Origin of the sequence: Chromobacterium vaccinii (genome assembly GCF_000971335.1) — a bacterium.
In the GTDB taxonomy this organism is placed as follows: domain Bacteria; phylum Pseudomonadota; class Gammaproteobacteria; order Burkholderiales; family Chromobacteriaceae; genus Chromobacterium; species Chromobacterium vaccinii.
Genome location: NZ_JZJL01000042.1, coordinates 1 through 22,945 on the forward strand (window position 1 = coordinate 1; position 22,945 = coordinate 22,945).

The following is a 22,945-nucleotide window of genomic DNA, read 5'->3' on the forward strand; positions in this document are numbered from 1 at the left end:
GCACAGTGCATTGAATTACCTGACCCCGGCCGAATACCGGGAGAAACGCTTACCCCAACCACGCCTGATTGCTACCTAATCAGTGGTATACCAACTGGGGAAAGGTCAATGTAGTGTGAATTCTTGGACAGACTGTCCATCTTATGTCGTTGCGGGAGATCTGCATTTTTGCAAAAATGCGCGGCAGATATTTTATGCAGCGCATATTATTCAAAATGTCGAATTAACCCCTAGGGCGGAAGTCTTGAGCAAATTCAAGGGCGGCGAGTGGCTGCTATTCGGCGCGGTCTGGCTTGCCTGCACGCTGCTTGTGACGGCGCAGTGGGGAGTGAGCGAATATCGCCGCTTGCAGGACGGCTTCGAGCTGGCCGCGCATCAGGCGTATGCGGGTGTGGCCAGGCGGCTGGACCAGAACGAGTCGGTGCTGTCGGCGATCGATGCGCTGCTGTTGTCGCGCGAGCCGTTTGATGCGGCTGCCGTCGGCGCCTTTTCCCGTGAGATGCTTCCCCGTTATCAGCAGTTGTACGCCATCCAGTTTCTCCGCAATGTTTCCGCCGATAATCGGGTGGTTTTCCTGAGAGAGATGGAGCAACGCTTCGGCGAGACTTTCTATATCCGCGATTTCGACGTCGTGGGGCGACGCAGCTGGCAGCCTGCCCCGGTGCGAGCCCAGTCTCTAGTCGTCTCGATGATAGAGCCGGATCTGCCGGCAGCCAGTCCCGTTTATGGTTATGACGTGCTTGGCGATGCCTATTTCGCTCCGGATTTGCGGCGGGCGATTTCCGGCGGGCAGAAAGTGTCTTCTCGTCCCTTCGAACTGTATGACGGCGGTGGGCGGGCCTATCTGCTGATGCAGCCCTTGTTCCGGGACTCGGAATCGCCAGGCAGAAAGCGGCTAGCCGGGATGGCGGTGCTGGTGGTTTTCTGCGATCGGCTGTTGCAATTGCCGGTCGATGCCAGCCTGTCCAATAATCTGGATTTGGCCTTGCTGGCCAAGGAGGGCGGGCATGAGCTGTTGTATGAGCGGCTTCATCGCGTCGCCGAGCATGATTGGTGGCCGGTCGTCACCCGATTGGAGGCGAAGCTGCCGCTGAACAGCGAAGCGCAGCCATTCGTGCTGGGCGTCGCCCAGGACGTCCGCGTCAGCGATCTGGCGTTGTTGCCGCTGCTGTTGAGGGAGCTGTTGCTGACGCTGCTGCTGGCCGCCGCCGGCCTGATATATTCCCAGCGCATGGCCTTGCGCAGGCAGCGCAGCCTGGCGGATGAGGAGCTGTTTCTGCAGAGCGAGCGCGCGTCTGTGACCTTGAATGCGATTCATGACGGGGTGATGATCCTGCGCCAGGATCGCAACATTGAAATGGCGAATCCAATGGCGCTGAGGCTGGTGGAAATGCCGGCCGAAGAGGTGCTGGGCCAGCCTTGCCACGAGGTGTTCCGGCTGCTGGGGGAGCTGGCCTCGGAGTTCGCCGAGGATCCGATAGGCGAGTGCTTCCGCACCGGTCTGCCGGTGGAGTTGCAGGAAAGAATGCAGCTGACCACCGCGCGTGGCAAGGTGCATTTCGTCGAGGGCGGCGTCGCGCCGCTGCTGTCCCGCGACGGCGTGCTGATCGGCGTGGTGTGCGCGCTGCGCGACATGGGGCCGCTGCGCCAACGCACGGCCGAGGCGTTGGAGGCCAGCGAAACCCGGGTCAAGGAGCATTTGGAAAAGCTCTCGCACGTGGCGCGGCTGCACACGATGGGGGAGATGGCTTCGGGCATCGCACATGAGCTCAATCAACCGCTGACCGCCATTTCCAATTATTGCCAGGCGGCGATGCAGATGCTGGAGGGCGTGGATGACGCGCCGCCGCAGGTGCATTCGGCGCTGAAGCTGGCGGTGGCGCAGGCGGGCCGGGCCGGCGAGATCATCAAGCGGCTGCGAGCGCTGGTCAGCAAACGGGCGATCGAGACGCGGCTGATCGATATCAACCAGGTGGTGGGCAACTGCATGTTCCTGGCGGAGTACGATCTGCGCGAGCGGGGCATCGAAGTGGTGCAGCTATTGTCCGGTTACTCCATCCCGGTGATGGCGGACAGCATTCAGCTGGAGCAGGTGGTGTTGAACCTGCTGTCCAACGCGATGGATGCCTTGAAGGACGAGCCGCCTATGAAACGGCACGTGATCATCCATACCCGGCGCGAGGGGCGGAAGGGAATCCTGGAGGTGAGAGACACGGGGCGTGGGATTACTCCCGATCTGCTGGAAGTGCTGTTCCACCCGTTCTTCTCCACCAAGCCGCATGGCATGGGCTTGGGCTTGTCGATCTGCCAGACCATAGTCGAGCAGTACGGCGGGCTGATCTCGGCCGAAAACATACCGGCCAGCGGCGCCTGCTTCCGGATCGAGCTGCCGCTGGCCCTGCAGGCGGAGCGGCAGCTGAGCTAGTTCAGGATGCGCGCGTCAGCGCGCCGGGCAGGGCGCGTTGGGCGCGTTCCTCGCGCGGCGTGATGTTGAAGTGGTTGCGGTAGGTGCTGGAGAAATGCGGACCGCTGGAGAAGCCGCAGGCCAGACCGATCTGGACGATGGATTTGCTGGTTTGCTGCAGCAGTTGCCGGGCGCGGCTCAGACGCAGCTCCAGATAGTATTTCGACGGCACCGTGCCCAGGTATTGCTTGAACAGCCGCTCCAGCTGGCGGCGGGACACGCCGACGTAGTAGGCGATGTCGTCGGTGGACAGGGGCTCCTCGATATTCGCTTCCATCAGGCTGACAGCCTCGGTCAGTTTGGGCTGGCTGCCGCCGATGCGGGTGGCCAGCGGGATGCGCTGGCGCTCGTTGCCGGGACGGATGCGCTCCATGCTGAACAGCTCGGACAGCTGGGCGATGAATTCGTGGCCCTGCTGCTTGCCGACCAGGTCCAGCATGAAGTCGAAGGTGGCGGCACCGCCGGCGCAGCTCAGGCAGCGCCCCTCGCTCTCGTACAGATTGGACGTGACGATCACGTCCGGGAATTCCTCGGTCAGCCGCGCGATTTCGCGCCAGTGTATCGTCGCGCGCTGTCCCGCCAGCAGGCCGGCGCGCGCCAGCCAGTAGCTGCCGCAGCCTAGGCCGGCCAGGGTCATCTTGTCGGCGTTGCCGCCCCCCAGGGCCTTGCTCAGGTCTTCCAGCGCGAAATCGCTGACGATCTCGTCGGCCAGGATCAGCAGGTAGTCCAGCTTGGGCGCGTAGGACAGCGGCAGGTCCACCGCCAGCTTGATGTCGTTGGATAGCTGCACCGGCGCGCCGTCCAGCGACAGCAGCAGCGTTTCGTACAGGCGCTTTTCCGCCAGCAGATTGGCGTGCGTCAGCACCTCGGAGGCGCTGGCGAAGTCGGCCATCGAGGCGTGGGGCAGGAGCAGGAAGCCAAAGCGCAGGGCTTTGCCGGTTTGGGGCGGGTGACCCATGGTGTGATTGTCTGTGTCAGTTGGCAAAAATGCCGCCATGGCAGGCAAGCCTGGCATGGCGGCGTTATCTCGCCCTGCATTGTACGATTTATTTCAGCGGGCCGGCACAAATTGTTGCCGGCCCGCGCGGCCTCACTGCTTGCGGGGCGCGAGGAAGGCCAGGTAGCGGCGCTCGGCCCGCTTCATCAGCCAGACCAGGCCGAAGGTGAGTGCCAGGTAGATCAGCGCGGCGGTGAGAAAGGGCTCGAACGGCATGTAGCTTTCGCTGTAGATGCGGCGGGCGACGCCGGTCAGGTCGGCCAGCGTCACCAGGCCGGCGATGGCGGTGCTCTGCAGCATCATGATCACTTCGTTGCTGTAGGCCGGCAGCGCGCGGCGCAGCGCCGATGGCAGCACGATGCGGCGCAGCATCAGCCACTGGCTCATGCCCATCGAGCGGGCCGCCTCGATTTCGCCCCAGTGGGTGGCGCGGATCTGGCCGGCGATGATCTCGGTGGTGTAAGCGGCGGTATTCAGCGTGAAGGCCAGGATCGCGCAGACGTAGGCGTCCTGCAGATAGCGCCAGGCCCAGCTGTCGCGCACCCAGTCGAACTGGGCGAGGCCGTAGTAGATGATGAACAGCTGCACCAGCAGCGGCGTGCCGCGGAACACGTAGCCGAACAGCCAGACCGCGCCCGCCAGCGCGCGGTTCTTGGAGACGCGGGCCACCGCCAGCGGGACGGCCATGGCCAGGCCCAGCAGCAGGGACAGGCCCAGCAGCTCCAGCGTCAGGATCAGGCCGTCGGTGCTGGACAGCATCGGGCCGCCGTCATGGGCGCCGAAGAACTCGGGCAGCCGCTCGATAATCAGTTGGGGATCGATCACAGTCCGCTCTCCTTGGCGCCCATCGAATAGCGTTTCTCCAGCCAGTGGAGCAGCAGGTTGGATACGCCGGTCACCACGAGGAACAGCGCGCCGACGACGACGTAGACATCGAACGGCTGCTGGGTGGCGGATTTGGCGGCGTCGGCGCGGTACATCACGTCATTGAGGCCGATCACCGACACCAGCGCGGTGGACTTCACCAGCACCAGCCAGTTGTTGGAGAAGCTGGGCAGCGCGTAGCGCACCATCTGCGGCAGCTGGATGCGGAAGAACACCCGCAACGGAGACATGCCGTAAGCAAGGCCGGCTTCCATCTGGCCCTTGTGCACCGCCATCATCGCGCCGCGGAAGGTTTCCGTCATGTAGGCGCCGAAGATGAAGCCCAGCGTGGCCACGCCGGCGGCGAAGGGGTTGATGTCCGGGCTCTGCCAGCCGAAATAGCCGCAGATGTCGTTGAGCGCCATCTGGGCGCCGAAGAACAGCAGGAACATCCACACCAGGTCGGGAATGCCGCGCACCACGGTGGAGTAGAATTCGGCCAGCAGAGTCAGCGGGCGGGAGTGGCTGGACTTGAACAGCGCGCCGACCAGGCCGAGCGCGACGGACACGACCAGCGAGGTGCCGGCCAGTTTCAGGGTCAGCACGCCGCCTTCGAGGATGCTGGGAAGGTAGCCTTGAAGCATGAAGCAATCTCGGAAAAGGGGATTGCCGACGCCGGCGCGCCGGCGTCGTATCGGGTGGTTCAGTTCAGGGCTCAGCCGCCGTAGATGTCGAAGCTGAAGTACTTGTCCTGGACTTTCTTGTAGGCGCCGTCCTTGCGGATCTGGTCGATGGCCTTGTTCAGGCGTTCGACCAATGCCTTGTTGCCCTTCTTGACGGCGATGCCGCAGCCCGGGCCAAAGTATTTGACGTCGGAGTAGTTGGGGCCGACGAAGGCGTAGCCCTTGGCCTGGGCGGTCTTCAGGAACTCCTGCTCGCCGACGGCGCTGTCGACGAACACGGCGTCCACGCGACCGGACTTCAGATCCAGGAAGGATTCAGGAGACTTGGCGTAGGACACGATGGCGGCGCCGTTCTTGCCCCAATTGTCCTTGGCGAACTTTTCCTGGGTGGAGGCGCGCAGCACACCGATCTTCTTGCCCTTCAGGCTGGCGGCGTCCACCTTGGTGCCGTCCTTGGCCACCATGCGGCTGGCGATGTTGTAGTACTTGTGGGAGAAGTCCACCGCCTTCTGGCGCTCCGGCGTGATCTGCATCGAGGAGATGATGGCGTCGAACTTGTTGGCGTTCAGCGCCGGGATCAGGCCGTCCCAGTCCTGGGGCACGATCTGGCAGGTGACTTTCATCGCCGCGCACAGCGAATTGGCGATGTCGATGTCGAAACCTTGCGGCTTGCCGTCGGCGCCTTGCTTGGAGAAGGGCGGGTAGTTGAGATCCACGCCGATGCGCAGGGTTTCCGCCTGGGCGGACAGGGAAGCGAGCAGGGCGATGCCGGCGCTTGCGATCAGGGCTTTTTTCATGATGTTGCTTCTACTTCTCTCTCGTTGGCCGCTGGCGCGATGCGCAGGCGGCCGGCTTGTAAACCCCGCACCGGAGGCGACGTTAATGTTCCGATCCGGGCCGTTTTGTGTTCTGAATTGACCAACGGTTTTTGCGATAGCCAACAATAAGCGGCTGATTTGGTCAATCCCCACAAGCAAGTGCGCACATTCTACCTTACTTTTGCGAGCAAATGGAAATATCATAAAAATCAACAAGTTACGCGATAATTGTTTGATGATCTACAATGCGTGCTGTTACGAGATTTGTGTAATTGTCCGTCGCTTTGCTGTAAGGTGTCGGCTGGATTTTCGGGCGGCTTATGCGCCTGCGTTGTTGCCTCTGGGATAGGCGTGGCGCTTTTTGTGTAAGTGCATGTCGCATTAAGGAAATCCGGCCGGGGTGGCGCTATCTACAATGCCCCGACAACCTCCCTGCTCACAACAAGAGAAGCTAAATGTCGCTTACCAACAAGACCGAACTGGCCAGCCTGATCGCTGATATTCAGGCAGTGGCCGAGAGCAAGCTTTCTTCAAAGGAGACCCAACGACTCGCCGCCTTCTTCCCGATCTATTTCGAAGAGACCGAACATGCCGACCTCAGGCAGTTCTCCTCGCTCGATCTGTTCGGCGCAGGGATGGCGCACTACGAGTTCGCCGGCAAGCGCTCTGCCGGACAGGTCAAGTGCCGCATCTATAACCCCGATTTCGAACGCGACGGCTGGCAAAGCACCCACACGGTGATCGAAGTGGTGAACGACGACATGCCGTTCCTGATCGATTCGATCTCCATGCTGCTGTCGCGATACAACCTCAATCTGCATCTGCTGGTCCACCCGGTGTTGGCGGTTGCCCGCGACAAGAGCGGCGTGCTGGCCGAGGTGAAGCGCACCGAGGACCGCAGCCTGCCGCTGGAATCCTTCATCCACGTCCAGATCGACCGCATCAGCGACGCCGAGCTGCTGGCCAAGCTCGAAGCCGAGCTCAAGCGCGTGCTGGCCGATATCCGCCTGGTGGTCAGCGACGAGCCGAAAATGCGCGAAGTGCTGGCCGGCATCGGCAAGGACCTGGCCAAGCTGAAGGGCGACCGCGCCGCCGAGGCCAAGGAGGCGGTAGCCTTCCTCGACTGGATGGCTGGCCGCAACTTCCTGTTCATGGGTTATTGCGATTACGACCTGGTCAAGCGCGACGGCAAGGACAGCCTGAAGATCGTCAAGGAGTCCGGCCTCGGCATCCTGAAAGAGCAGGGCGACAAGGAGTACTCCGCCAGCTTCGAACAACTGCCGCAGGAGCTGCGCGAACTCGCCCATCTGCCGCAGCTGATCATCCTGAACAAATCGCAGACCCGCTCCATCATCCATCGTCCGGCCTATGTCGACTTCGTCGGGATCAAGCGTTTCAACGACAAGGGCCAGGTGATCGGCGAGCGCCGCTTCCTGGGCCTCTACACCGCCAGCGCCTACCAGATGTCGCCGAAGGATGTGCCCATCCTGCGCCAGAAGGTGTCCACCGTCGTCAAGAACTGCGACTTCGTCGACGACAGCTACAAGTCCAAGACTCTGGGCTTCGTGCTGGAAAGCTACCCGCGCGACGAACTGTTCGAGATTCCGGCCGAAGTGCTGGCGCCGATCGTCGAAGGCATCGTCAGCCTGCAGGAACGTCCGCGCGTGCGGCTGTTCGTCCGCGCCGACCGCTACCACCGCTATGTCAGCAGCCTGGTCTATGTGCCGCGCGACAGCTTCAGCACCGAAGTGCGGCTGAAGATCGAAAAGGTGCTGATGAACGCCTTCAACGGCGCCAGCGCCGAGTTCAGCGTGCAGATCGGCGACGGCACCCTGGCCCGCGTCCATTACATCATCCGCACCGCATCCGCCAAGCTGCCTGAATTCCACGCCGCCGACATCGAGGCTGAAATCGCCCGCCTGGTGCGCGGCTGGAGCGAAGAGCTGCACCAGCAACTGGTGGAAGCCCACGGCGAAGAGCGCGGCAATGGCCTGTTCAACCGCTACAAGGATGGCTTCCCGCTGGCTTACCGCGAAGAGTTCGCGGTGCGCAACGCGGTGCTGGACGTCCAGCACCTGGAGGCGATCTGCCCCGAGCAGCCGCTGGCGATGAAGCTGTACCGACCGTTCCATCGCGGCGGCGCATCGTTCAATCTCAAACTGTTCCGCGAAGGCGAGCCGCTGGGCTTGTCCGCCAGCCTGCCCATCCTCGAGAACATGGGCGTCAAGGTGCGCGACGAGCACCCGTACTGCGTGAAGCGCAGCGACAACAGCCAGGTGTGGATCAGCGACTTCGGCCTCGACGTCGGCGGTTTCGGCGAGCAGATGGCGCAGGACCAGGTGCAGCAGGACTTCCAGGAGCTGCTGGCCCAGGTGTTCGCCAAGCGTTGCGAAAACGATGGCTTCAACCGCCTGGCCTTGGTGGCGGGGCTGGACTGGCGCGAAATTTCGCTGGTGCGCGCGCTGGCCAAGTATCTGCGCCAGGGCGGGCTGACTTTCAGCCAGGCCTATATCGAGCAGTGCGTGGCCAACTACCCGGCCATCACCCGCAGCCTGGTTGAGCTGTTCTACGCCCGTTTGGACCCGGCAGGCTTCGACGACGACAAGGGCGAACTGCTGCTGGCCGCGGTGCGCGGCATGCTGGACGGCGTGGCCAACCTTGACGAAGACCGCATCCTGAACGGCTTCCTGGCCGTGATCCTGGCCACCCGCCGCACCAACTTCTGGCAGAAGGCGGAAGACGGCCAGTTCAAGTCCTACATCTCGTTCAAGCTGGAATCCAGCCAGGTTCCGTTCCTGCCGCAGCCGCGGCCGATGTTCGAAATCTGGGTCTACAGCCCCCGCGTCGAAGGCGTGCACCTGCGCGGCTCCAAGGTGGCCCGCGGCGGCCTGCGCTGGTCCGACCGGATGGAAGACTTCCGCACCGAAGTGCTGGGCCTGGTGAAGGCGCAGATGGTGAAGAACTCTGTGATCGTGCCGATGGGCTCCAAGGGCGGCTTTGTCGGCAAGCAGCTGCCGGCGCCGTCCGAGCGCGAGGCTTTCCTGGCCGAAGGCATCGCCTGCTACAAGATCTTCATCTCCGCCTTGCTGGACGTCACCGACAACCTGGTGACCGGCCAGATCATACCGCCGACCGACGTGCGCCGCCTGGACCCGGATGATCCGTACCTGGTGGTGGCGGCCGACAAGGGCACGGCCACCTTCTCCGACATCGCCAACGGCATTTCCGAGGCCTACGGCTTCTGGCTGGGCGACGCCTTCGCCTCCGGCGGCTCCGCCGGCTACGACCATAAGGGCATGGGCATCACCGCCCGCGGCGCATGGGAATCGGTGAAGCGCCACTTCCGCCACCTGGGCATCAACACCCAGGAGCAGGATTTCAGCGTGATCGGCATCGGCGACATGGCCGGCGACGTGTTCGGCAACGGCATGCTGTTGTCCGAGCATATCTGCCTGAAGGCGGCGTTCAACCACCTGCACATCTTCCTGGACCCGACTCCCGACGCGAAGAAGAGCTTCGCCGAGCGCGCGCGCCTGTTCAATCTGCCGCGCTCCAGCTGGACTGACTACAATCGCGAGCTGATCTCCAAGGGCGGCGGCATCTTCGAGCGCAGCGCCAAGTCCATCCCGCTGTCGCCGGAAGTGAAGGCGTGGCTGGAGACCAGCAAGGATCACATGGCGCCGAACGAGCTGATCCATGAGATCCTCAAGGCCAAGATCGATCTGCTGTACAACGGCGGCATCGGCACCTATGTCAAGGCGTCCACGCAGAGCCATGCCGACGCCCGCGACCGCGCCTGCGATCCGGTGCGCGTCAACGGCAACCAGCTGCAAGCCCGCGTGGTGGCCGAAGGCGGCAACCTGACGTGCACCCAGCTGGGCCGCGTCGAGTTCGCGCTGGCCGGCGGCCGCATCGCCACCGACGCCATCGACAACTCCGCCGGCGTGGATTGCTCCGACCACGAGGTCAATATCAAGATCTTGCTGGGCGCGGTGATGCAGGCCGGCGACATGACGTTGAAGCAGCGCAACGAGCTGTTGGCCGAGATGACCGACGAAGTGGGCCACCTGGTGCTGCGCAATAATGTGCTGCAGACCCAGATTCTGGCGATCAAGCGCCAGGAGTCGGCGGCGATGCTGACCACCCATGCGCGGATGATCGCGCACATGGAAAAGACCGGCGAGCTGAACCGCGAGATCGAGTACCTGCCGTCCGAAACCCAGATCAACGAGCGCCGCCTCGCCCGCCAGGGCCTGACCGTGCCCGAGATCGCGGTGCTGCTGGCCTATAGCAAGATTTCGCTGGATCAGGCTATCCTGGCCACCGACGTGCCGGACGACAAGGACTTCCTGCCGGTGTTGGTCAACTACTTCCCGAAACCGCTGCAGCAGCGCTTCGGCAAGCAGATGGAACAGCATCAACTGCGCCGCGAGATCATCGCCAACCAGCTGGCCAACCAGATCATCAACCGCATGGGCACCACCTTCGTGTTCCGGATGCAGGAGGAGTCGCCGTTCTCCGCGGCCGACATCGCCCGCGCCTGGTGGATCGCCAGCCGCGTGTTCGACGCGGAAAGCCTGTGGGGCCAGATCGAGGCGCTGGACAACAAGGTGCCGGCCGACCAGCAGATGCAGCTGATGGTGCTGGTGCGCACGCTGGTGGAGCGCGTGACCCGCTGGGTGCTGCGCAACAAGCGTCCGCTCGGCTCCGTCAACGCGGTGATCGAGCAGTACGCGTCCAAGGTGCAGGGCCTGCTGGCGCAGCTGCCCAAGCTGATTCCGGCCGCCGACTACCCGGCGGTGGCCGCGCTGGAGCAGCGCATCGCCCACGCCAACCTGCCGCAGCCGCTGACCCAGGTGCTGGCGCGCCTGGAGTTCGCGGTGCCGCTGATGGACATCATCGAGATCAGCGAGGGCAGCAAGCTCAAGCTGGAGCAGGTGGCCGCCAACTATTTCCAGCTGGGCAGCACGCTGCAGCTGGACTGGCTGCGCGACGCCATCACCGGCCTGCCGCGCGACAACCGTTGGCAGTCGCTGGCTCGTTCCGCGCTGCGCGACGACCTGTACAGCGTGCATCGCAATCTGGCCCGCCAGGCGCTGGAAGGCGTATCGGCGGCGGACTTCGCCGCCAAGTGGCTGGTCAACCGCCAGGGCGCGGTGGAAATCTGCGGCCAGATGTTCGCCGAGCTGCAGTCGTTCAGCGCGCTCGACCTGGCAATGCTGTCCGCCGGCATGCGCGAGTTGAACAACCACCTGTTGGCCTGATGCCGATGGCCTGAAAATTCCGGCCGCGAGGACGGAATGAAAAACGCCGCGAGGACTCCTCGCGGCGTTTTTGTTGATAATGCCGGAATATCGGATTTACATTGGTTTTGTGGATTTTAGTAGCTCAAATGTCACTGAAATTGTGTATCTTTGCCGATCTCGACGTCATGCCGTGGCAGCGGCGGGCTTCGTTAAGAACAATACACAAGGAGCAAGTGATGAAACTGATTTCGCTGGGCATGACCCTGGGCGCCGCGCTGGCGCTGGGCGGCTGCATGTCCGATTCCTCGTCCGTGAGCGCGACGCGCACCCAGACCGGCGACGAAGCCGCCGCCGGCCAGGTGGCGGTCAAGATGATCGCCTTCAACGATTTCCACGGCAACCTGGAAGCGCCAGGCGCGCTGGCGATTCCCGATCCGCAGGACCCGAGCAAGACCGTCAAGGTGACGGCCGGCGGCGTCGACTATCTGGCGGCCTGGGTCAAGCAGCTGCGCGCGCAGTCGCCGAACACCGTGGTGGTGTCGGCCGGCGACCTGATCGGCGCCAGCCCGCTGGTGTCCGGCCTGTTCCACGACGAGCCGACGGTAGAGGCGATGAATCTGCTGGGCCTGGACATCAATGCGGTGGGCAACCACGAATTCGACGATGGCCAGGATGAATTGCTGCGGATGCAGAATGGCGGCTGCAAGCCAGGCGCGGCCGATACTTCTTGTCTATACGGCGGCGGCTTCGCCGGCGCCAAGTTCAAGTTCCTGGCGGCGAATGTGCAGAAACAGGACGGCGGCACGCTGTTTCCGGCTTACGAGATCAAGAAATACGGCAATATCCCGGTCGCCTTCATCGGCATGACGCTGAAGGGCACGCCGGACATAGTGACGCCCACCGGCATCCAGGGCCTGAGCTTCAAGGACGAGGCGGACACCGTCAACGCGCTGGTGCCCAAGCTGAAGGCGCAGGGCGTGGCCGCGGTGGTGGTGGTGGTGCACGAGGGCGGCTACCAGAGCGGCAACTACAACGAGTGCAAGGGCATTTCCGGCCCCATCGTCGACATCGTCAAGAAACTGGACAAGGCGGTGGGGCTGGTGGTCACTGGCCACACCCATCAGGCTTACAACTGCCAGATCGACGGCCGCACCGTCACCAGCGCCAAGAACTATGGCCAGTTGTTCACCGAGATCAATTTCAAGCTGAGCCCGGCGACGCGGACCTTCGTGCCGGGGTCGATCCAGGCGGTGAATCGCCTGGTGACGCAGGACATCGCGCCGCTGGCCAATATCAGCAGCCTGGTTCAGTTCTATCTGGGCAAGGCTGCGGAAAAAGGCAACAAGCCCGTAGGCACGCTGGCGGGCGCGCTGACCCGCAGCGCCAGCGCGGCGGGCGAGTCGACGCTGGGCGACGTGCTCGCGGATTCCCAGCTGGATGCGGGCAAGGCGCAGGGCGCAGTGGCGGCCTTCATGAATCCGGGCGGCATCCGCGCCGATCTGGCGCCGGCGGCAGACGGCAGCGTCAGCTACAAGCAGATCTACACCGTGCAGCCCTTCGGCAACACCATGATGACGATGACGCTGACCGGCGCGCAGATAGACCGCTTGCTGGAGCAGCAATGGAGCAATCCGTCCCAGCCCAAGATCCTGCAGGTGTCGTCCGGCTTCAGCTACAGCTGGAGCCAGTCGGCCCCGGCCGGCAGCAAGGTGGACATCAACAGCATCACGATCAACGGCGTGAAGATCGATCCCGCAGCCAGCTACACGGTGCAGGTGAACAACTTCATCGCCGGCGGCGGCGACGGCTTTACCGTGCTGACCGAAGGCGGCAACCGCGTCGGCGGCGGGGTGGATGTGGACGTGCTGCAAAGCTATCTGGCCAAGCACGCCAACTTGCCGGTGCCGGCGCTGAACCGCATCGTTCAGCTGCCATGAGCGATGGGCCTCTCCGCCTGCGGGCAGGTGGAAGGGCTCTGCGCCTGTTCAAAGTCCGGCGAGCGAGGGCGAGACAAGGAGAAAACAGCTGAAGAAGCGCAGCGCGCATACGGCGCGTGAGATTCCGAGGCTGTTTTCGCCGTGCCGCCGACGCGCGGCAGGCATGGGGCGGGCTTTCAGAAGTAGTCTATCTGGTCGGCGATGAGCGGGGATTCCAGCTTGCCGCCGGCCACCAGCTTTTCATAGCCGCAGACCTGGTCGCGGCCGTGGCTCTTGGCGTAGTAAAGCGCGCGGTCGGCTTGTTCCAGCAGCTGGTCCGGCAGCAGGCCGGGCGTGATGGGGGTGTAGCCGATGCTGATGGTGATGCAGCCTGCTTGGGGGAAAACGTGCCGCCGGACCGAGGCGCGGAAGCGCTCCAGCGCGACTTCGGCCGGCTCTGCGTCCCCGCATTCCAGCAGCAGCGCGAATTCTTCGCCGCCATAGCGGAACAGTCCGTCTTCTTCGCGGAAGCTTGCCTGCATCAGCTGAGCCATCAGCAGCAGCACCTCGTCCCCGACCATGTGGCCGAAGCGGTCGTTCACCTGCTTGAAATGGTCGATGTCCAGCAAGGCCAGCATATGGGTGGCCGCGGACTCCGCCTCATGCTGCAGGGAAGCGATCAGGTTGTAGAAGCGCAGGTCGAACTTGCGGCGGTTGTGCAGCGCGGTCAGCATGTCGCGGTCGGCCTCGAACAGCAGCCGCAGGAAGTTCTCGTGTATCCGCGCCATCGCCAGCAGCATGTCGCGGTTGACGTCGGCGTCCGGGCCGCAGTGGATCACCACCAGCGAGGTGATGTTGCCCATGCAGTGCAAGGGCAGGCACAGGCCGCTGGGAATGCGCAGCAGCGCTGTGTTGTCGTGATGGGCATGGCTGAACAGCTCGCGCAGGAACGGGGAAGGGGGCAGCCAGCCGTCGGCTGGGGTTTCGCGGACCTCCGGCTTGCCGGACGCGGCCAGCGCTTCCAGCCGCCGGCAGAGATAGGGCGAGCCGTTGACCCGGCGGCAGGCGAACAGCTCGACCCTGTCGACATGCATCAGCTCCACCAGGGTGGACAGCAGGCTGGACTCCAGCATTTCCTGCTCGCGCTGCGAGGTCAGCTCGACCAGATTGTCGAGCAGCAGCTTGCTTTCATCCTGCTCCGCGGGAGACGTCGGCATGGCGGGAACTCCTGGAATGGCCGCGATGCGGCGCGTCCGCGCCGCAAGTTCCCAGAATTATAGGCAAGCCGCCGAAGAAAACAGTCCTAGCCGCGACCAGTGCTGCCGAAGCCGCCGGCGCCGCGGTCGGAAGCGTCGAAGTCGTCGACGATATTGAAGCCCACCTGCACCACCGGCACGATCACCATCTGGGCGATGCGCTCCATCGGCTCCAGGCGGAACGGTTCCTGGCCGCGGTTCCAGACCGAGACGAACATCTGGCCCTGATAGTCGGAATCGATCAGGCCGACCAGATTGCCCAGCACGATGCCGTGCTTGTGGCCGAGGCCGGAACGCGGCAGCAGCATGGCGGCCAGGCCCGGATCGTTCAGGTGGATGGCGATGCCGGTCGGGATCAGCTTGGTTTCGCCCGGCTGGATGGTCATCGTCTCTTCGGTGGCGGCGCGCAGATCCAGGCCGGCCGAGCCGGAGGTGGCGTAGGCGGGCAGGTTGTCGCGCAGGCGCGCGTCCAGGATCTTGACGTCGATTACGGGTTGCATGGTGTTTCCTTGTGATGCGGGGCGGCCGAAAGCCGCCCGATGGTTGATTCTTCAGCGCTTGGCCAGCAGGGCGGCCAGGTGGTGGACGATGGCGGCGGCCACGTCGTCCTTCGGCATCTGCGGCAGCGGGTGCTCGCCGGCGTCGTCCAGCAGCACCACCTGATTGTCGTCGGCGCCCATCGCCTGCTGGGCGAGGTTGGCCACCAGCATGGGCAGCTTCTTGCGCCTGCGCTTGGCCTCGGCGAATTCCAGCAGGTTCTGGCTTTCGGCGGCGAAGCCGACGCAGAACGGCGCGGCCGGCAGGCTGGCGACGGTGGCCAGGATGTCCGGGTTTTCTTCCAGCTCGATCGTCGGCGCGGTGGCGCCTTTCTTGATCTTGTGCTCGCTGCGGTTCTTCACTCGGTAGTCGGCCACCGCCGCCACGGAAATGAACACATCGCTGCGGCCCACCTCGGTCAGCACCGCCTGTTGCATCTCGGCCGCGCTCTGCACGTCCAGCCGGCGCACGTTCAGCGGCGTCTCCATGCCGGTGGGGCCGGATACCAGCGTGACTTCGGCGCCGGCGTCGCGGCAGGCGCGCGCCAGCGCGTAGCCCATCTTGCCGGAGCTGATGTTGGTGATGCCGCGCACCGCGTCTATCGCTTCGTAAGTGGGGCCGGCGGTCAGCAGCACTTTTTTGCCGGCGAGCAGCTTGTCGGCGAAAAAGCCGTGCAGCAGCTCGACGATTTCATGCGGCTCCAGCATGCGGCCGTCGCCGGTCTCGCCGCAGGCCTGGAAGCCGTTGCCGGGGCCGAACACGGTCACGCCGTCTGCTTCCAGCTGGGCGATGTTGCGCTGGTTGGGCGGGTTTTGCCACATTTGCAGATTCATCGCCGGGGCGACGATCAGCGGGCAGGTCCGCGCCGCGGCCAATGTCGAGACCAGGTCGTCGCAAGCGCCGTGGGCCAGCTTGAACAGCAGGTTGGCGGTGGCCGGCGCGATCAGGAAGGCGTCGGCGCGGCGCGACAGCTCGATATGGGCCATCGCGTTGCTGGGGCGCGGATCCCACAGGTCGGTGTAAACGGTGTGGCCCGACAGCGCCTGGAAGGTGGCGGGCGTCACGAAATGGGTGGCCGATTCGGTCATCACCACTTCCACTTGGTGCCCGGCCTTGATCAGCTGGCGGGTCAGCTCGGCCGACTTGTAGGCGGCGATGCCGCCGCCGATGCCGAGGAGGATGCGTTTGGCAGTCATCTCTATGGTTTCGAAATCAGCCGTAAACTGGCCATTCTAGCGGATTTGTCCTTTCGGGTGGTCGTGTCGTCGGCAGTTCATGCCAATGTTAATGTCATTGCCTGCTTCTATCTTGTTGGCCTGACCCCACAAACAATGCTATAGCCAGAAGGAGGATGCGAGATGTCCATCGCCAGTTGGCCCGAGTCCGAGCGTCCGCGGGAGAAGCTGTTGTCCCAGGGCGCCGCGACGCTTAACGATTCCGAATTGCTGGCCATCTTCCTGCGCACCGGCATCAAGGGCGTCAACGCGGTGGAGCTGGCGCGGCGGCTGTTGCAGGAATTCGGCTCCCTCTCGGCGCTGCTGGCCGCGCCGCTGCCCGCGTTCAAGGCCAAGCAGGGCCTGGGCGAGGCGAAATACGCGCAATTGATGGCCTGCACCGAGCTGGCGCGGCGGGCGCTGTCGGAGCAGCTGAAACTGGGCGACGCGCTGTCCAGCCCGCAGCAGGTGAGGGATTATCTGAGACTGAGCATAGGCAGGCGGGAGGTTGAAACATTTGTTGTGATTTTTCTGTCGGCACAAAACCGGCTGATCGAAGTCGAAGAAGTGTTCAAGGGAACCTTGACCGAGACCCGGGTGTATCCGCGTGAAGTGTTGCGGCGGGCGTTGCGGCACAATGCGGCGGCGCTGATTATCGCGCATAATCACCCGTCAGGCGTCAGCGAGCCGTCCAGCGCCGACCGGGTGCTGACCGACACGCTCAAGCGGGCGCTGGAACTGGTCGATATCAGGTTACTTGACCATTTTGTCGTGACCGGCGGGCACGCGGAGTCGTTCGCCGAGCGTGGTTGGCTGTAGCAGGCGCGTGAGCGCGCGGGGCTTGATGCGATGGCGGTTTGACAGTGCCGCCCCCGATGACGGGGCCCGCGAACAATAACTGTTTGCTTGACCTTTGTTCTCCACCGCATCATAAGGAGGTCGTCATGAACATCCTGCGTTTGCTGAATGAATCGGATTACATTCAGGTCAACAACCAGTTCGTCAAGCCGGACTTCCACACGGTTTCAGAAGAGTTTTCGGACGACGACGACGTGGTGCTGGAAGCCACGCTGGATGGCCAGGAGCTGGTGCTGACCGTGGCCGACCTGACCGATGCCACGCCGCTGGCCGACGGAGGGTTCTGGCTGGAAGGCCTGGGCTATCTCCGTTTCCTGTCGCAGCAGAATCTGCATTGACGTTTTGTCTCCGCATTCCCCGATGGCCCGGCCGACGCCGGGCCATTTCGTTTGGCGGCCGTGGTTTGACCTGCCTCAACTCCGGCACGGGCGCGATGTTCTAGAGTGGCGGCTGTTATTTGCCAGTCATAAATCGGGAGCGTGGAGCGCGTATGCAAAAGTTCAGGATAGGCATGGTGGGAGTGGGGGAAACAGGCACGCCTTTGCTGAAGCAGTTGCTGGATGCGTCGTTCGTCGATCTGGTCGGCGTGGCGGATCTGGATCTGCGGTTGCCGGGCATTCTGCTGGCCAAGGAGCGCGGCGTGCCGGTGACCGATAATTTCATCGAGATCGCCGAGCAGGGCGAGCGCGTCGACATCATCATCGACGTCACCGGGTCCCGCAAGGTAAGGGAAGATCTGCGCCGCTACATGCAGTTTTCCGGCAACACCCATACCGTGATCGTGCACGAGCGGGTCGCCTTGCTGATGCTGTCGCTGGGCGCCGGCCGCTGGGTGGAAACCAGGCATGACGAGCTAAGCTATTGATCTGGAATGTTTGGAATGTGAGGCTGTCCCAGCGATAAGGGAGAGCTGCACGAGGGGATGCGGGAGGCTTGCGCCTCCCGCTTTTTTATTCTCCGGTCGGCGGTTCCGGCGAGGCCGCGTTCTTGTATGCTGAGAGTGTAGTCCGCGCGGTATGGCGCCGCGGGCTATCCTTCATTGCCGTGCAAGGGGAATTAAATGATCAAGCCATCTTCATCCGCCTGGCTGCTGCTATTGCTGCCCGGACTCGCCTTCGCCGCCCTTGGGCAGCGCATCGATTTATCGTCTTCCACACCGGTGGCGGGCCGTCAATTGACGGCGGCAGCCATCGGCGCGCCCTATCGCGTGGTGCAGGATCAGGATGTGGCGGGAAGGGTGATACGCCAGTATGTCGCCGGCGACGGCACCGTTTTCGCCGTGACCTGGAGCGGACCGACGCTGCCGGACCTGCAGCAGTTGCTGGGCGATTATTTTCCCGCTTTCCGCCAAGCCCAGCAGTCCAATCGTCGAGGACTGAATGCGCTGCAAGGGCAGGCCGGCGGCTTTGTGGTGCAGTCCCGCGGCAGGCTGGGAGCATTTTCCGGCTTTGCTTGCGACAGCGCGCTGTTGCCGGCGGGCGTGACCGTTGACCAGCTGAAATGAGGGCGAAACGATGCGCAGAATGATATCGATATGCCTGATGCTGTTGTTGAGCGCCTGCGGTGGCGGCGGCGGCGGGGGGGGAGACAATCTGTCCAACGGCGGCAATGGCGGCAGCACTTCCGCCAATAGCGTGGCGATGACGGTGGACTCGGGGCCAAGCGGCGTGCAGGGGGCGTTCAACATTCCTTATGTCTCGGTCACCGTGTGCGCGCCGGGCAGCACTAGCAATTGCCAGACCATAGATCACGTCCTCGTCGACACCGGCTCCACCGGCTTGCGGATACTGGCGTCGGCTTTGAGCGCCCCGCTGCTTGCCGGGCTGGGCAGCCAGCAGGTGAGTAGCCGCCAGGTAGTGGAGTGCATGCAGTTTGTCACCAGCATCACCTGGGGCGCGGTCAAACTGGCCGACGTCAAGATGGCGGGCAAGGTGGCGAGCTCGTTGCCGATGCAGGTGATATCGGACCCGGTTTATACCACGGTTCCTAGCGGCTGCGCGTCGCGGGGCACCAATGACGGCACGCTTGCCGGTCTTGAGGCGAATGGGATCCTTGGCGTCAGCCAGGCTCTGCAGGACTGCGGCGGCAGTTGCGCGAACAGCACGTCCAACAGCGTGTATTACTTATGCTCTGGAGCATCCAGCTGTGTCGGCGGCGCGGTGCCTGTTTCGCAGCAGGTGGCGAATCCGGTGGCGGCGTTCAGCGGCGATAACAATGGCGTGCTGCTGCAATTGCCCGGCGTGGCTGCAACCGGCGCGGCAACCGCGACGGGCTCGCTGACTTTCGGTATAGGCACGCAGTCGAACAATGCGATTCCCAGCGGAGCGCAGGCTTTCCCGGCAGCCAACTCCGGCTTTACCATCAACACCAGTTACAAGGGCGTCAGCTATTCCAGTTTCATCGATAGCGGCTCCAATATCCTGTTCTTCCCGGATAACGGCATAAGCACTTGTACGGTATACAGTTCGACTTGGTTTTGCCCGTCTTCGCAGCAGAATCTGAGCGCGGTGCTGTCCAGCGGCTCCAGCAGCAGCACGATCAACTTCAGCGTGATCAGCGCGCAGTATCTGACGAGCAGCAACAATGCGGCCATGCCCGGCATTGCGGCGCCGGCCTCGGGCTCACTGTCCACTCAATTCGACTGGGGCCTGCCGTTCTTCTATGGGCGCAGCGTGTTCATCGGTTTTGTCGGCGGCAGCAATGCCTTGGGATCCGGACCTATGTATATTTTCTGAGCTAGTCCGATCTTGCGGCGCAACAATATCTGATCTATAACGCAATCGTCATCACGATGACATCTCCTCTGTCTTTGTGCTTGAGGATAATGGCAAACAGGCCCGGAACATTCCGGGCCTTTTTTTGTTATATGGGCAGCACGAAATATCAGTTAAGCCAGCATTCGTTCCATGCTACATTTCCATGTCATTTTTATTTCGGAACAAGCGTGAACGCGGCGAAGAAGATACGCCAGTTGCTGGATCAGAGCGAAGAGCCGGAACAGGTGGAGGTGTTGCTGCAAATGGTGGCTGGCTTGCAACTGGGGCAGCCGTTCGACCTGAGGCGGCTGTGCGGGATCGAGCAGTCCTATTTTGAGCTGGGCATGGCGCTATTGAAGGATTGGCACGCCGATCATCACATCGCCGCGCGCAGCAAGCTGGTCGAGTCCATTCTGGCGCGCGACCACGGCCTGCAGCTTCAGCTGTGCCATCTGGACGTCCCGGCCGGCTGACGCTTGCTGTTAGAATGGTCGTCTTTGCGCGACGGAGACGACCATGCTGGCGGATGTGGAACTGGCCAAATCCTATCGATTGTTGAACCACGGGCCGACGGTGCTGGTGAGCAGCGCGGCGGGCGGCAGGCTCAATGTGATGGCGGCGGCCTGGGCGATGCCGCTGGATTTCGATCCCCCCAAGGTGCTGGTGGTGGTGGACAAGTCCACCTATACCCGCGAGCTGATCGAGGCCAGCGGCGAATTCGTGCTCAACATCCCGTGCCGCGCTCAGGCGGCGCAGGTGGTGCAGGTCGGCAGCGAGAGCGGCCACGGGCAGGACAAGTTCGCGTCCAGCGGGCTGGAGCCGATGCCTGGGCTGAAAGTGGGCGCGCCGCGGGTGGCCGGCTGCATCGCTTACCTGGAATGCAGGGTGGTGCAGGAGCCGCATAACCAGCAGCAGTACGATCTGTTCATCGGCGAAGTCGTCGCGGCCCAGGCCGACAGCGAAGTTTACAGCGATGGCCGTTGGCATTTCGCCGATGACGCCAAGCGCAGCCTGCATTACATCGCGGGCGGCGCTTTCTTCGCCACTGGCGAGGCGTTCAGCGTATAAGAAAAGAACCCGCTTATGATCGCAAACAGGCGCCAAGCGCCGTGGTTGTGATCCGATAAAAAAAGCCCGCCTTCACGGCGGGCTTTTTTGTTGGCGTCGCGGCGCTTACTGCCAGTCCACCAGCGCATACAGCTTCTTGCCGCGCTTGAGCAGCGAGTATTGGCCGAACAGGCGCTCGCCGTCGCCGATGGCGTGCTCCAGGCTGTCCACCTTGATGCCGTTGACGCTGACCGCGCCGCTCTGGATGAAGGTGCGCGCCTCGCTCTTGGACTTGGCCAGGCCGCCGGCGGCCAGCGCGTCGACCAGGCCGCTGGCGCTCTTGTCCAGGTGGATGGTCGGCAGGCCGTCCTGCGCCAGCTGGGCGAAGTCATCGGCGGTCAGGCTGGACAGATCGTTGCTGAACAGGCTGTGGGTGATGCGCTGCGCCGCTTCCAGCGCGGCCTTGCCATGCACCAGCGCGGTCACTTGCTCGGCCAGGATGCGTTGGCCTTCCGGCTTGCCCTCGCGGGTCTTGTCGGCCTCCTCGATCGCGGCGATCTCGTCCACGGACAGGAAGGTGAAGTAGCGCAGGAACTTGTACACGTCGGCGTCGGCGGTGGAAAGCCAGAACTGGTAGAAGGCGTAAGGCGAGGTTTTGCTCGCGTCCAGCCAGACCGCGTTGCCTTCGCTCTTGCCGAACTTGGTGCCGTCAGCCTTGGTGATCAAGGGCAGCGTCAGGCCGTATACCTGGGTCTGATGGATGCGGCGGGTCAGGTCGGTGCCGGCGGTGATGTTGCCCCACTGGTCGGAGCCGCCGATCTGCAGCTTGCAGCCGTGGCGGCGATACAGTTCGGCGAAGTCATAGCCCTGCAGCAGGCTGTAGGAGAATTCGGTGAAAGAGATGCCCTGGTCTTCGCGGGCGATGCGCTGTTGCACCGCTTCCTTCTTGATCATGGCGTTGACCGAGAAATGCTTGCCGATGTCGCGCAGGAACTCCAGAGCGCCCATCTGGCCGAACCAGTCGTAGTTGTTGGCCATGATGGCGGCGTTGCCGCCTTCGAAGGACAGGAAGGGCTCCACCTGCTTGCGGATTTTATCCACCCAGCCTTCGATGATGTCCGGGGTGTTCAGTTTGCGTTCGGTGGCCTTGAAGCTCGGGTCGCCGATCATGCCGGTGGCGCCGCCCACCAGCGCCACCGGCCGGTGGCCGGCCTGCTGGAAGCGCTTGAGCATGAGAACCGGGACCAGGTGGCCGAGGTGCAGGCTGTCCGCGGTCGGGTCGAAGCCGCAATAAAGCGTAACCGATTCCTTGTTCAGCAGTTCTTGCAGCGCGGCCATGTCGGTGGTTTGCGCGATGAGGCCGCGGGCCTCCAGATCCTGAAGAAGGGCGGTTTGCGTCATTTGACTGGGTCTCCAACACGGTAGAAAACAACGGCCCGTTGCGGGGCCGTCAGGGGATGCGGTTCCGACGCCGCTTCGCGTCGCCGGGAAAAACGTCCATCTTAACCGAAAATGGAGCGAATTGCGCTTCCGGGCGTAGAATAGCCATACCCATAGCATGGGCGGGTTTGCCCAGATGCCGCATTGCGGCAAAATGTCGGGCGGGAAATCAGAAAAGGAAAAATCGATGTCGCAGCAGGTCAAGGTATGGGATGTTCCCACTCGTTTGTTCCACTGGACGCTGGTGGGATTGTTCTGCGCCATGTGGTACTGCGCCGAGCAGGGCGGCGAATGGCTGCAATACCATATCTATTGCGGCGTCGCGCTGGCGTCGCTGCTGGTGTTCCGTCTGATCTGGGGCGTGATCGGCAGCCAGACCGCGCGCTTTTCCAGTTTCGTGCGCGGTCCGAAAGCCATCCTGCGCTATCTGAAGGGCGAGTTGCCGGAGCGCGAAGCGCCGGGCCACAATCCGCTGGGCGGCTGGATGGTGGTGGCGATGCTGCTGGCGCTGGCCGCGCAGGTGCTGACCGGCTTGTTCGCCGCCGATGTGGACAGTTATCTGTACGACGGCCCGCTGGCCAAGCACATCGACAGCGGCCTAGCGGAATCCGCCACCGGCGCGCACAAGCTGCTGTTCAACGGCTTGTTGGGCTTGGTGGCGCTGCATATCGCCGCCATCGTCGTCTACCGGGTGGTGAAGAAGCAGAATCTGGTGGGGCCGATGCTCACCGGCTACAAGAAAATGGCCGGAGAAAAGCCGAGCTTGCGTTTCGCGCACGGCGCGCTGGCTTTGGCGGCGCTGTTACTGTCGGCCGGCGGCCTGTATTTCGCGCTGCTGCGGTAGGGGCC

At 63.3% G+C, this 22,945-nt stretch carries 19 protein-coding genes; 11 read left to right on the top strand and 8 right to left on the bottom strand.

The genetic code is table 11. The features are described from left to right. Positions 1-244: 244 nt before the first annotated feature. A complete protein-coding gene (locus VL52_RS17805; protein ID WP_235429326.1) occupies positions 245-2,425 on the top strand; it encodes an ATP-binding protein in 2,181 nt (726 codons plus the stop codon). A gap of 1 nt (position 2,426) precedes the next feature. Here VL52_RS17805 and VL52_RS17810 read toward each other — a convergent pair whose 3' ends face one another. The 4 genes from VL52_RS17810 to VL52_RS17825 form a co-directional block, all read right to left on the bottom strand. Further along, positions 2,427-3,422, bottom strand: coding sequence for a GlxA family transcriptional regulator (locus tag VL52_RS17810; protein ID WP_021475743.1), 996 nt, complete (start codon positions 3,420-3,422; stop codon positions 2,427-2,429). Positions 3,423-3,554: 132 nt separating this feature from the next. After that, the gene (locus tag VL52_RS17815; protein WP_082113820.1) at positions 3,555-4,286 is read right to left on the bottom strand and encodes an ABC transporter permease; all 732 of its coding nucleotides are present in this window, start codon (positions 4,284-4,286) and stop codon (positions 3,555-3,557) included. Next, on the bottom strand, positions 4,283-4,969 hold the full coding sequence (locus tag VL52_RS17820) for an ABC transporter permease (RefSeq protein WP_046158296.1): 687 nt from the start codon (positions 4,967-4,969) through the stop codon (positions 4,283-4,285). The genes VL52_RS17815 and VL52_RS17820 overlap by 4 nt, the downstream gene beginning before the upstream one ends. Positions 4,970-5,040: 71 nt before the next feature. Further along, a complete protein-coding gene (locus VL52_RS17825) occupies positions 5,041-5,805 on the bottom strand; it encodes an ABC transporter substrate-binding protein (RefSeq protein WP_046158297.1) in 765 nt (254 codons plus the stop codon). A 476-nt stretch (positions 5,806-6,281) separates the two neighbouring features. On the opposite strand from VL52_RS17825, the gene VL52_RS17830 reads away from it, so the two are divergent. Together VL52_RS17830 and VL52_RS17835 are read left to right on the top strand one after the other, a co-directional pair. After that, positions 6,282-11,090: an NAD-glutamate dehydrogenase gene (locus VL52_RS17830; protein ID WP_046158298.1), complete on the top strand. Its 4,809-nt coding sequence runs from the start codon at positions 6,282-6,284 to the stop codon at positions 11,088-11,090. 218 nt (positions 11,091-11,308) lie between these two features. After that, the gene (locus VL52_RS17835) at positions 11,309-13,009 is read left to right on the top strand and encodes a bifunctional metallophosphatase/5'-nucleotidase (RefSeq protein ID WP_046158299.1); all 1,701 of its coding nucleotides are present in this window, start codon (positions 11,309-11,311) and stop codon (positions 13,007-13,009) included. 176 nt (positions 13,010-13,185) lie between these two features. Here VL52_RS17835 and VL52_RS17840 read toward each other — a convergent pair whose 3' ends face one another. The 3 genes from VL52_RS17840 to coaBC all read right to left on the bottom strand — a co-directional run bounded on the left by VL52_RS17840 (position 13,186) and on the right by coaBC (position 15,977). Further along, positions 13,186-14,205, bottom strand: a complete 1,020-nt coding sequence (locus tag VL52_RS17840; protein WP_046158300.1) for a GGDEF domain-containing protein — start codon at positions 14,203-14,205, stop codon at positions 13,186-13,188. A gap of 86 nt (positions 14,206-14,291) precedes the next feature. After that, positions 14,292-14,744: a dUTP diphosphatase gene (dut, locus tag VL52_RS17845; RefSeq protein ID WP_021475736.1), complete on the bottom strand. Its 453-nt coding sequence runs from the start codon at positions 14,742-14,744 to the stop codon at positions 14,292-14,294. A gap of 51 nt (positions 14,745-14,795) precedes the next feature. Further along, positions 14,796-15,977: a bifunctional phosphopantothenoylcysteine decarboxylase/phosphopantothenate--cysteine ligase CoaBC gene (coaBC, locus tag VL52_RS17850; RefSeq protein WP_046158301.1), complete on the bottom strand. Its 1,182-nt coding sequence runs from the start codon at positions 15,975-15,977 to the stop codon at positions 14,796-14,798. A 162-nt stretch (positions 15,978-16,139) separates the two neighbouring features. Between coaBC and radC the strand changes: the two genes are divergently transcribed. The 7 genes from radC to VL52_RS17885 all read left to right on the top strand — a co-directional run bounded on the left by radC (position 16,140) and on the right by VL52_RS17885 (position 20,677). Continuing rightward, positions 16,140-16,814, top strand: coding sequence for a RadC family protein (gene radC, locus VL52_RS17855; RefSeq protein WP_021475734.1), 675 nt, complete (start codon positions 16,140-16,142; stop codon positions 16,812-16,814). Between the two features lie 125 nt (positions 16,815-16,939). Beyond that, the gene (locus VL52_RS17860) at positions 16,940-17,191 is read left to right on the top strand and encodes a hypothetical protein (protein WP_021475733.1); all 252 of its coding nucleotides are present in this window, start codon (positions 16,940-16,942) and stop codon (positions 17,189-17,191) included. Between the two features lie 152 nt (positions 17,192-17,343). After that, positions 17,344-17,718 (top strand): Gfo/Idh/MocA family oxidoreductase, encoded by a 375-nt coding sequence (locus tag VL52_RS17865; protein ID WP_046158302.1) that lies wholly within the window; start codon positions 17,344-17,346, stop codon positions 17,716-17,718. A 195-nt stretch (positions 17,719-17,913) separates the two neighbouring features. Next, positions 17,914-18,357, top strand: a complete 444-nt coding sequence (locus tag VL52_RS17870; RefSeq protein WP_046158303.1) for a DUF2844 domain-containing protein — start codon at positions 17,914-17,916, stop codon at positions 18,355-18,357. Between the two features lie 37 nt (positions 18,358-18,394). Beyond that, positions 18,395-19,588 carry a DUF3443 domain-containing protein gene (locus VL52_RS17875; RefSeq protein ID WP_200896045.1) on the top strand — a complete coding sequence of 398 codons (1,194 nt, stop codon included), beginning with the start codon at positions 18,395-18,397 and terminating at the stop codon, positions 19,586-19,588. Between the two features lie 209 nt (positions 19,589-19,797). Next, positions 19,798-20,082 (top strand): hypothetical protein, encoded by a 285-nt coding sequence (locus VL52_RS17880; protein ID WP_052717575.1) that lies wholly within the window; start codon positions 19,798-19,800, stop codon positions 20,080-20,082. A 43-nt stretch (positions 20,083-20,125) separates the two neighbouring features. Next, positions 20,126-20,677 carry a flavin reductase family protein gene (locus VL52_RS17885; RefSeq protein ID WP_046158305.1) on the top strand — a complete coding sequence of 184 codons (552 nt, stop codon included), beginning with the start codon at positions 20,126-20,128 and terminating at the stop codon, positions 20,675-20,677. A 105-nt stretch (positions 20,678-20,782) separates the two neighbouring features. Here the strand turns inward: VL52_RS17885 and tyrS are convergent, their stop codons facing one another. Next, complete coding sequence (gene tyrS / locus VL52_RS17890; RefSeq protein ID WP_046158306.1) at positions 20,783-22,057, bottom strand: tyrosine--tRNA ligase; 1,275 nt, start codon at positions 22,055-22,057, stop codon at positions 20,783-20,785. A gap of 226 nt (positions 22,058-22,283) precedes the next feature. On the opposite strand from tyrS, the gene VL52_RS17895 reads away from it, so the two are divergent. Beyond that, positions 22,284-22,940 carry a cytochrome b/b6 domain-containing protein gene (locus VL52_RS17895; RefSeq protein WP_186009500.1) on the top strand — a complete coding sequence of 219 codons (657 nt, stop codon included), beginning with the start codon at positions 22,284-22,286 and terminating at the stop codon, positions 22,938-22,940. Positions 22,941-22,945 lie beyond the last annotated feature (5 nt).

Excerpts from the sequence above, each read along its gene's own strand:
- VL52_RS17810 (WP_021475743.1), bottom strand. The coding sequence starts at position 3,422 with ATGGGTCACCCGCCCCAAACCGGCAAAGCCCTGCGCTTTGGCTTCCTG.
- VL52_RS17820 (WP_046158296.1), bottom strand. The coding sequence starts at position 4,969 with ATGCTTCAAGGCTACCTTCCCAGCATCCTCGAAGGCGGCGTGCTGACC.
- VL52_RS17825 (WP_046158297.1), bottom strand. The coding sequence starts at position 5,805 with ATGAAAAAAGCCCTGATCGCAAGCGCCGGCATCGCCCTGCTCGCTTCC.
- VL52_RS17830 (WP_046158298.1), top strand. The coding sequence starts at position 6,282 with ATGTCGCTTACCAACAAGACCGAACTGGCCAGCCTGATCGCTGATATT.
- VL52_RS17835 (WP_046158299.1), top strand. The coding sequence starts at position 11,309 with ATGAAACTGATTTCGCTGGGCATGACCCTGGGCGCCGCGCTGGCGCTG.
- VL52_RS17840 (WP_046158300.1), bottom strand. The coding sequence starts at position 14,205 with ATGCCGACGTCTCCCGCGGAGCAGGATGAAAGCAAGCTGCTGCTCGAC.
- dut (WP_021475736.1), bottom strand. The coding sequence starts at position 14,744 with ATGCAACCCGTAATCGACGTCAAGATCCTGGACGCGCGCCTGCGCGAC.
- coaBC (WP_046158301.1), bottom strand. The coding sequence starts at position 15,977 with ATGACTGCCAAACGCATCCTCCTCGGCATCGGCGGCGGCATCGCCGCC.
- radC (WP_021475734.1), top strand. The coding sequence starts at position 16,140 with ATGTCCATCGCCAGTTGGCCCGAGTCCGAGCGTCCGCGGGAGAAGCTG.
- VL52_RS17860 (WP_021475733.1), top strand. The coding sequence starts at position 16,940 with ATGAACATCCTGCGTTTGCTGAATGAATCGGATTACATTCAGGTCAAC.
- VL52_RS17865 (WP_046158302.1), top strand. The coding sequence starts at position 17,344 with ATGCAAAAGTTCAGGATAGGCATGGTGGGAGTGGGGGAAACAGGCACG.
- VL52_RS17870 (WP_046158303.1), top strand. The coding sequence starts at position 17,914 with ATGATCAAGCCATCTTCATCCGCCTGGCTGCTGCTATTGCTGCCCGGA.
- VL52_RS17875 (WP_200896045.1), top strand. The coding sequence starts at position 18,395 with ATGCTGTTGTTGAGCGCCTGCGGTGGCGGCGGCGGCGGGGGGGGAGAC.
- VL52_RS17885 (WP_046158305.1), top strand. The coding sequence starts at position 20,126 with ATGCTGGCGGATGTGGAACTGGCCAAATCCTATCGATTGTTGAACCAC.
- tyrS (WP_046158306.1), bottom strand. The coding sequence starts at position 22,057 with ATGACGCAAACCGCCCTTCTTCAGGATCTGGAGGCCCGCGGCCTCATC.
- VL52_RS17895 (WP_186009500.1), top strand. The coding sequence starts at position 22,284 with ATGTCGCAGCAGGTCAAGGTATGGGATGTTCCCACTCGTTTGTTCCAC.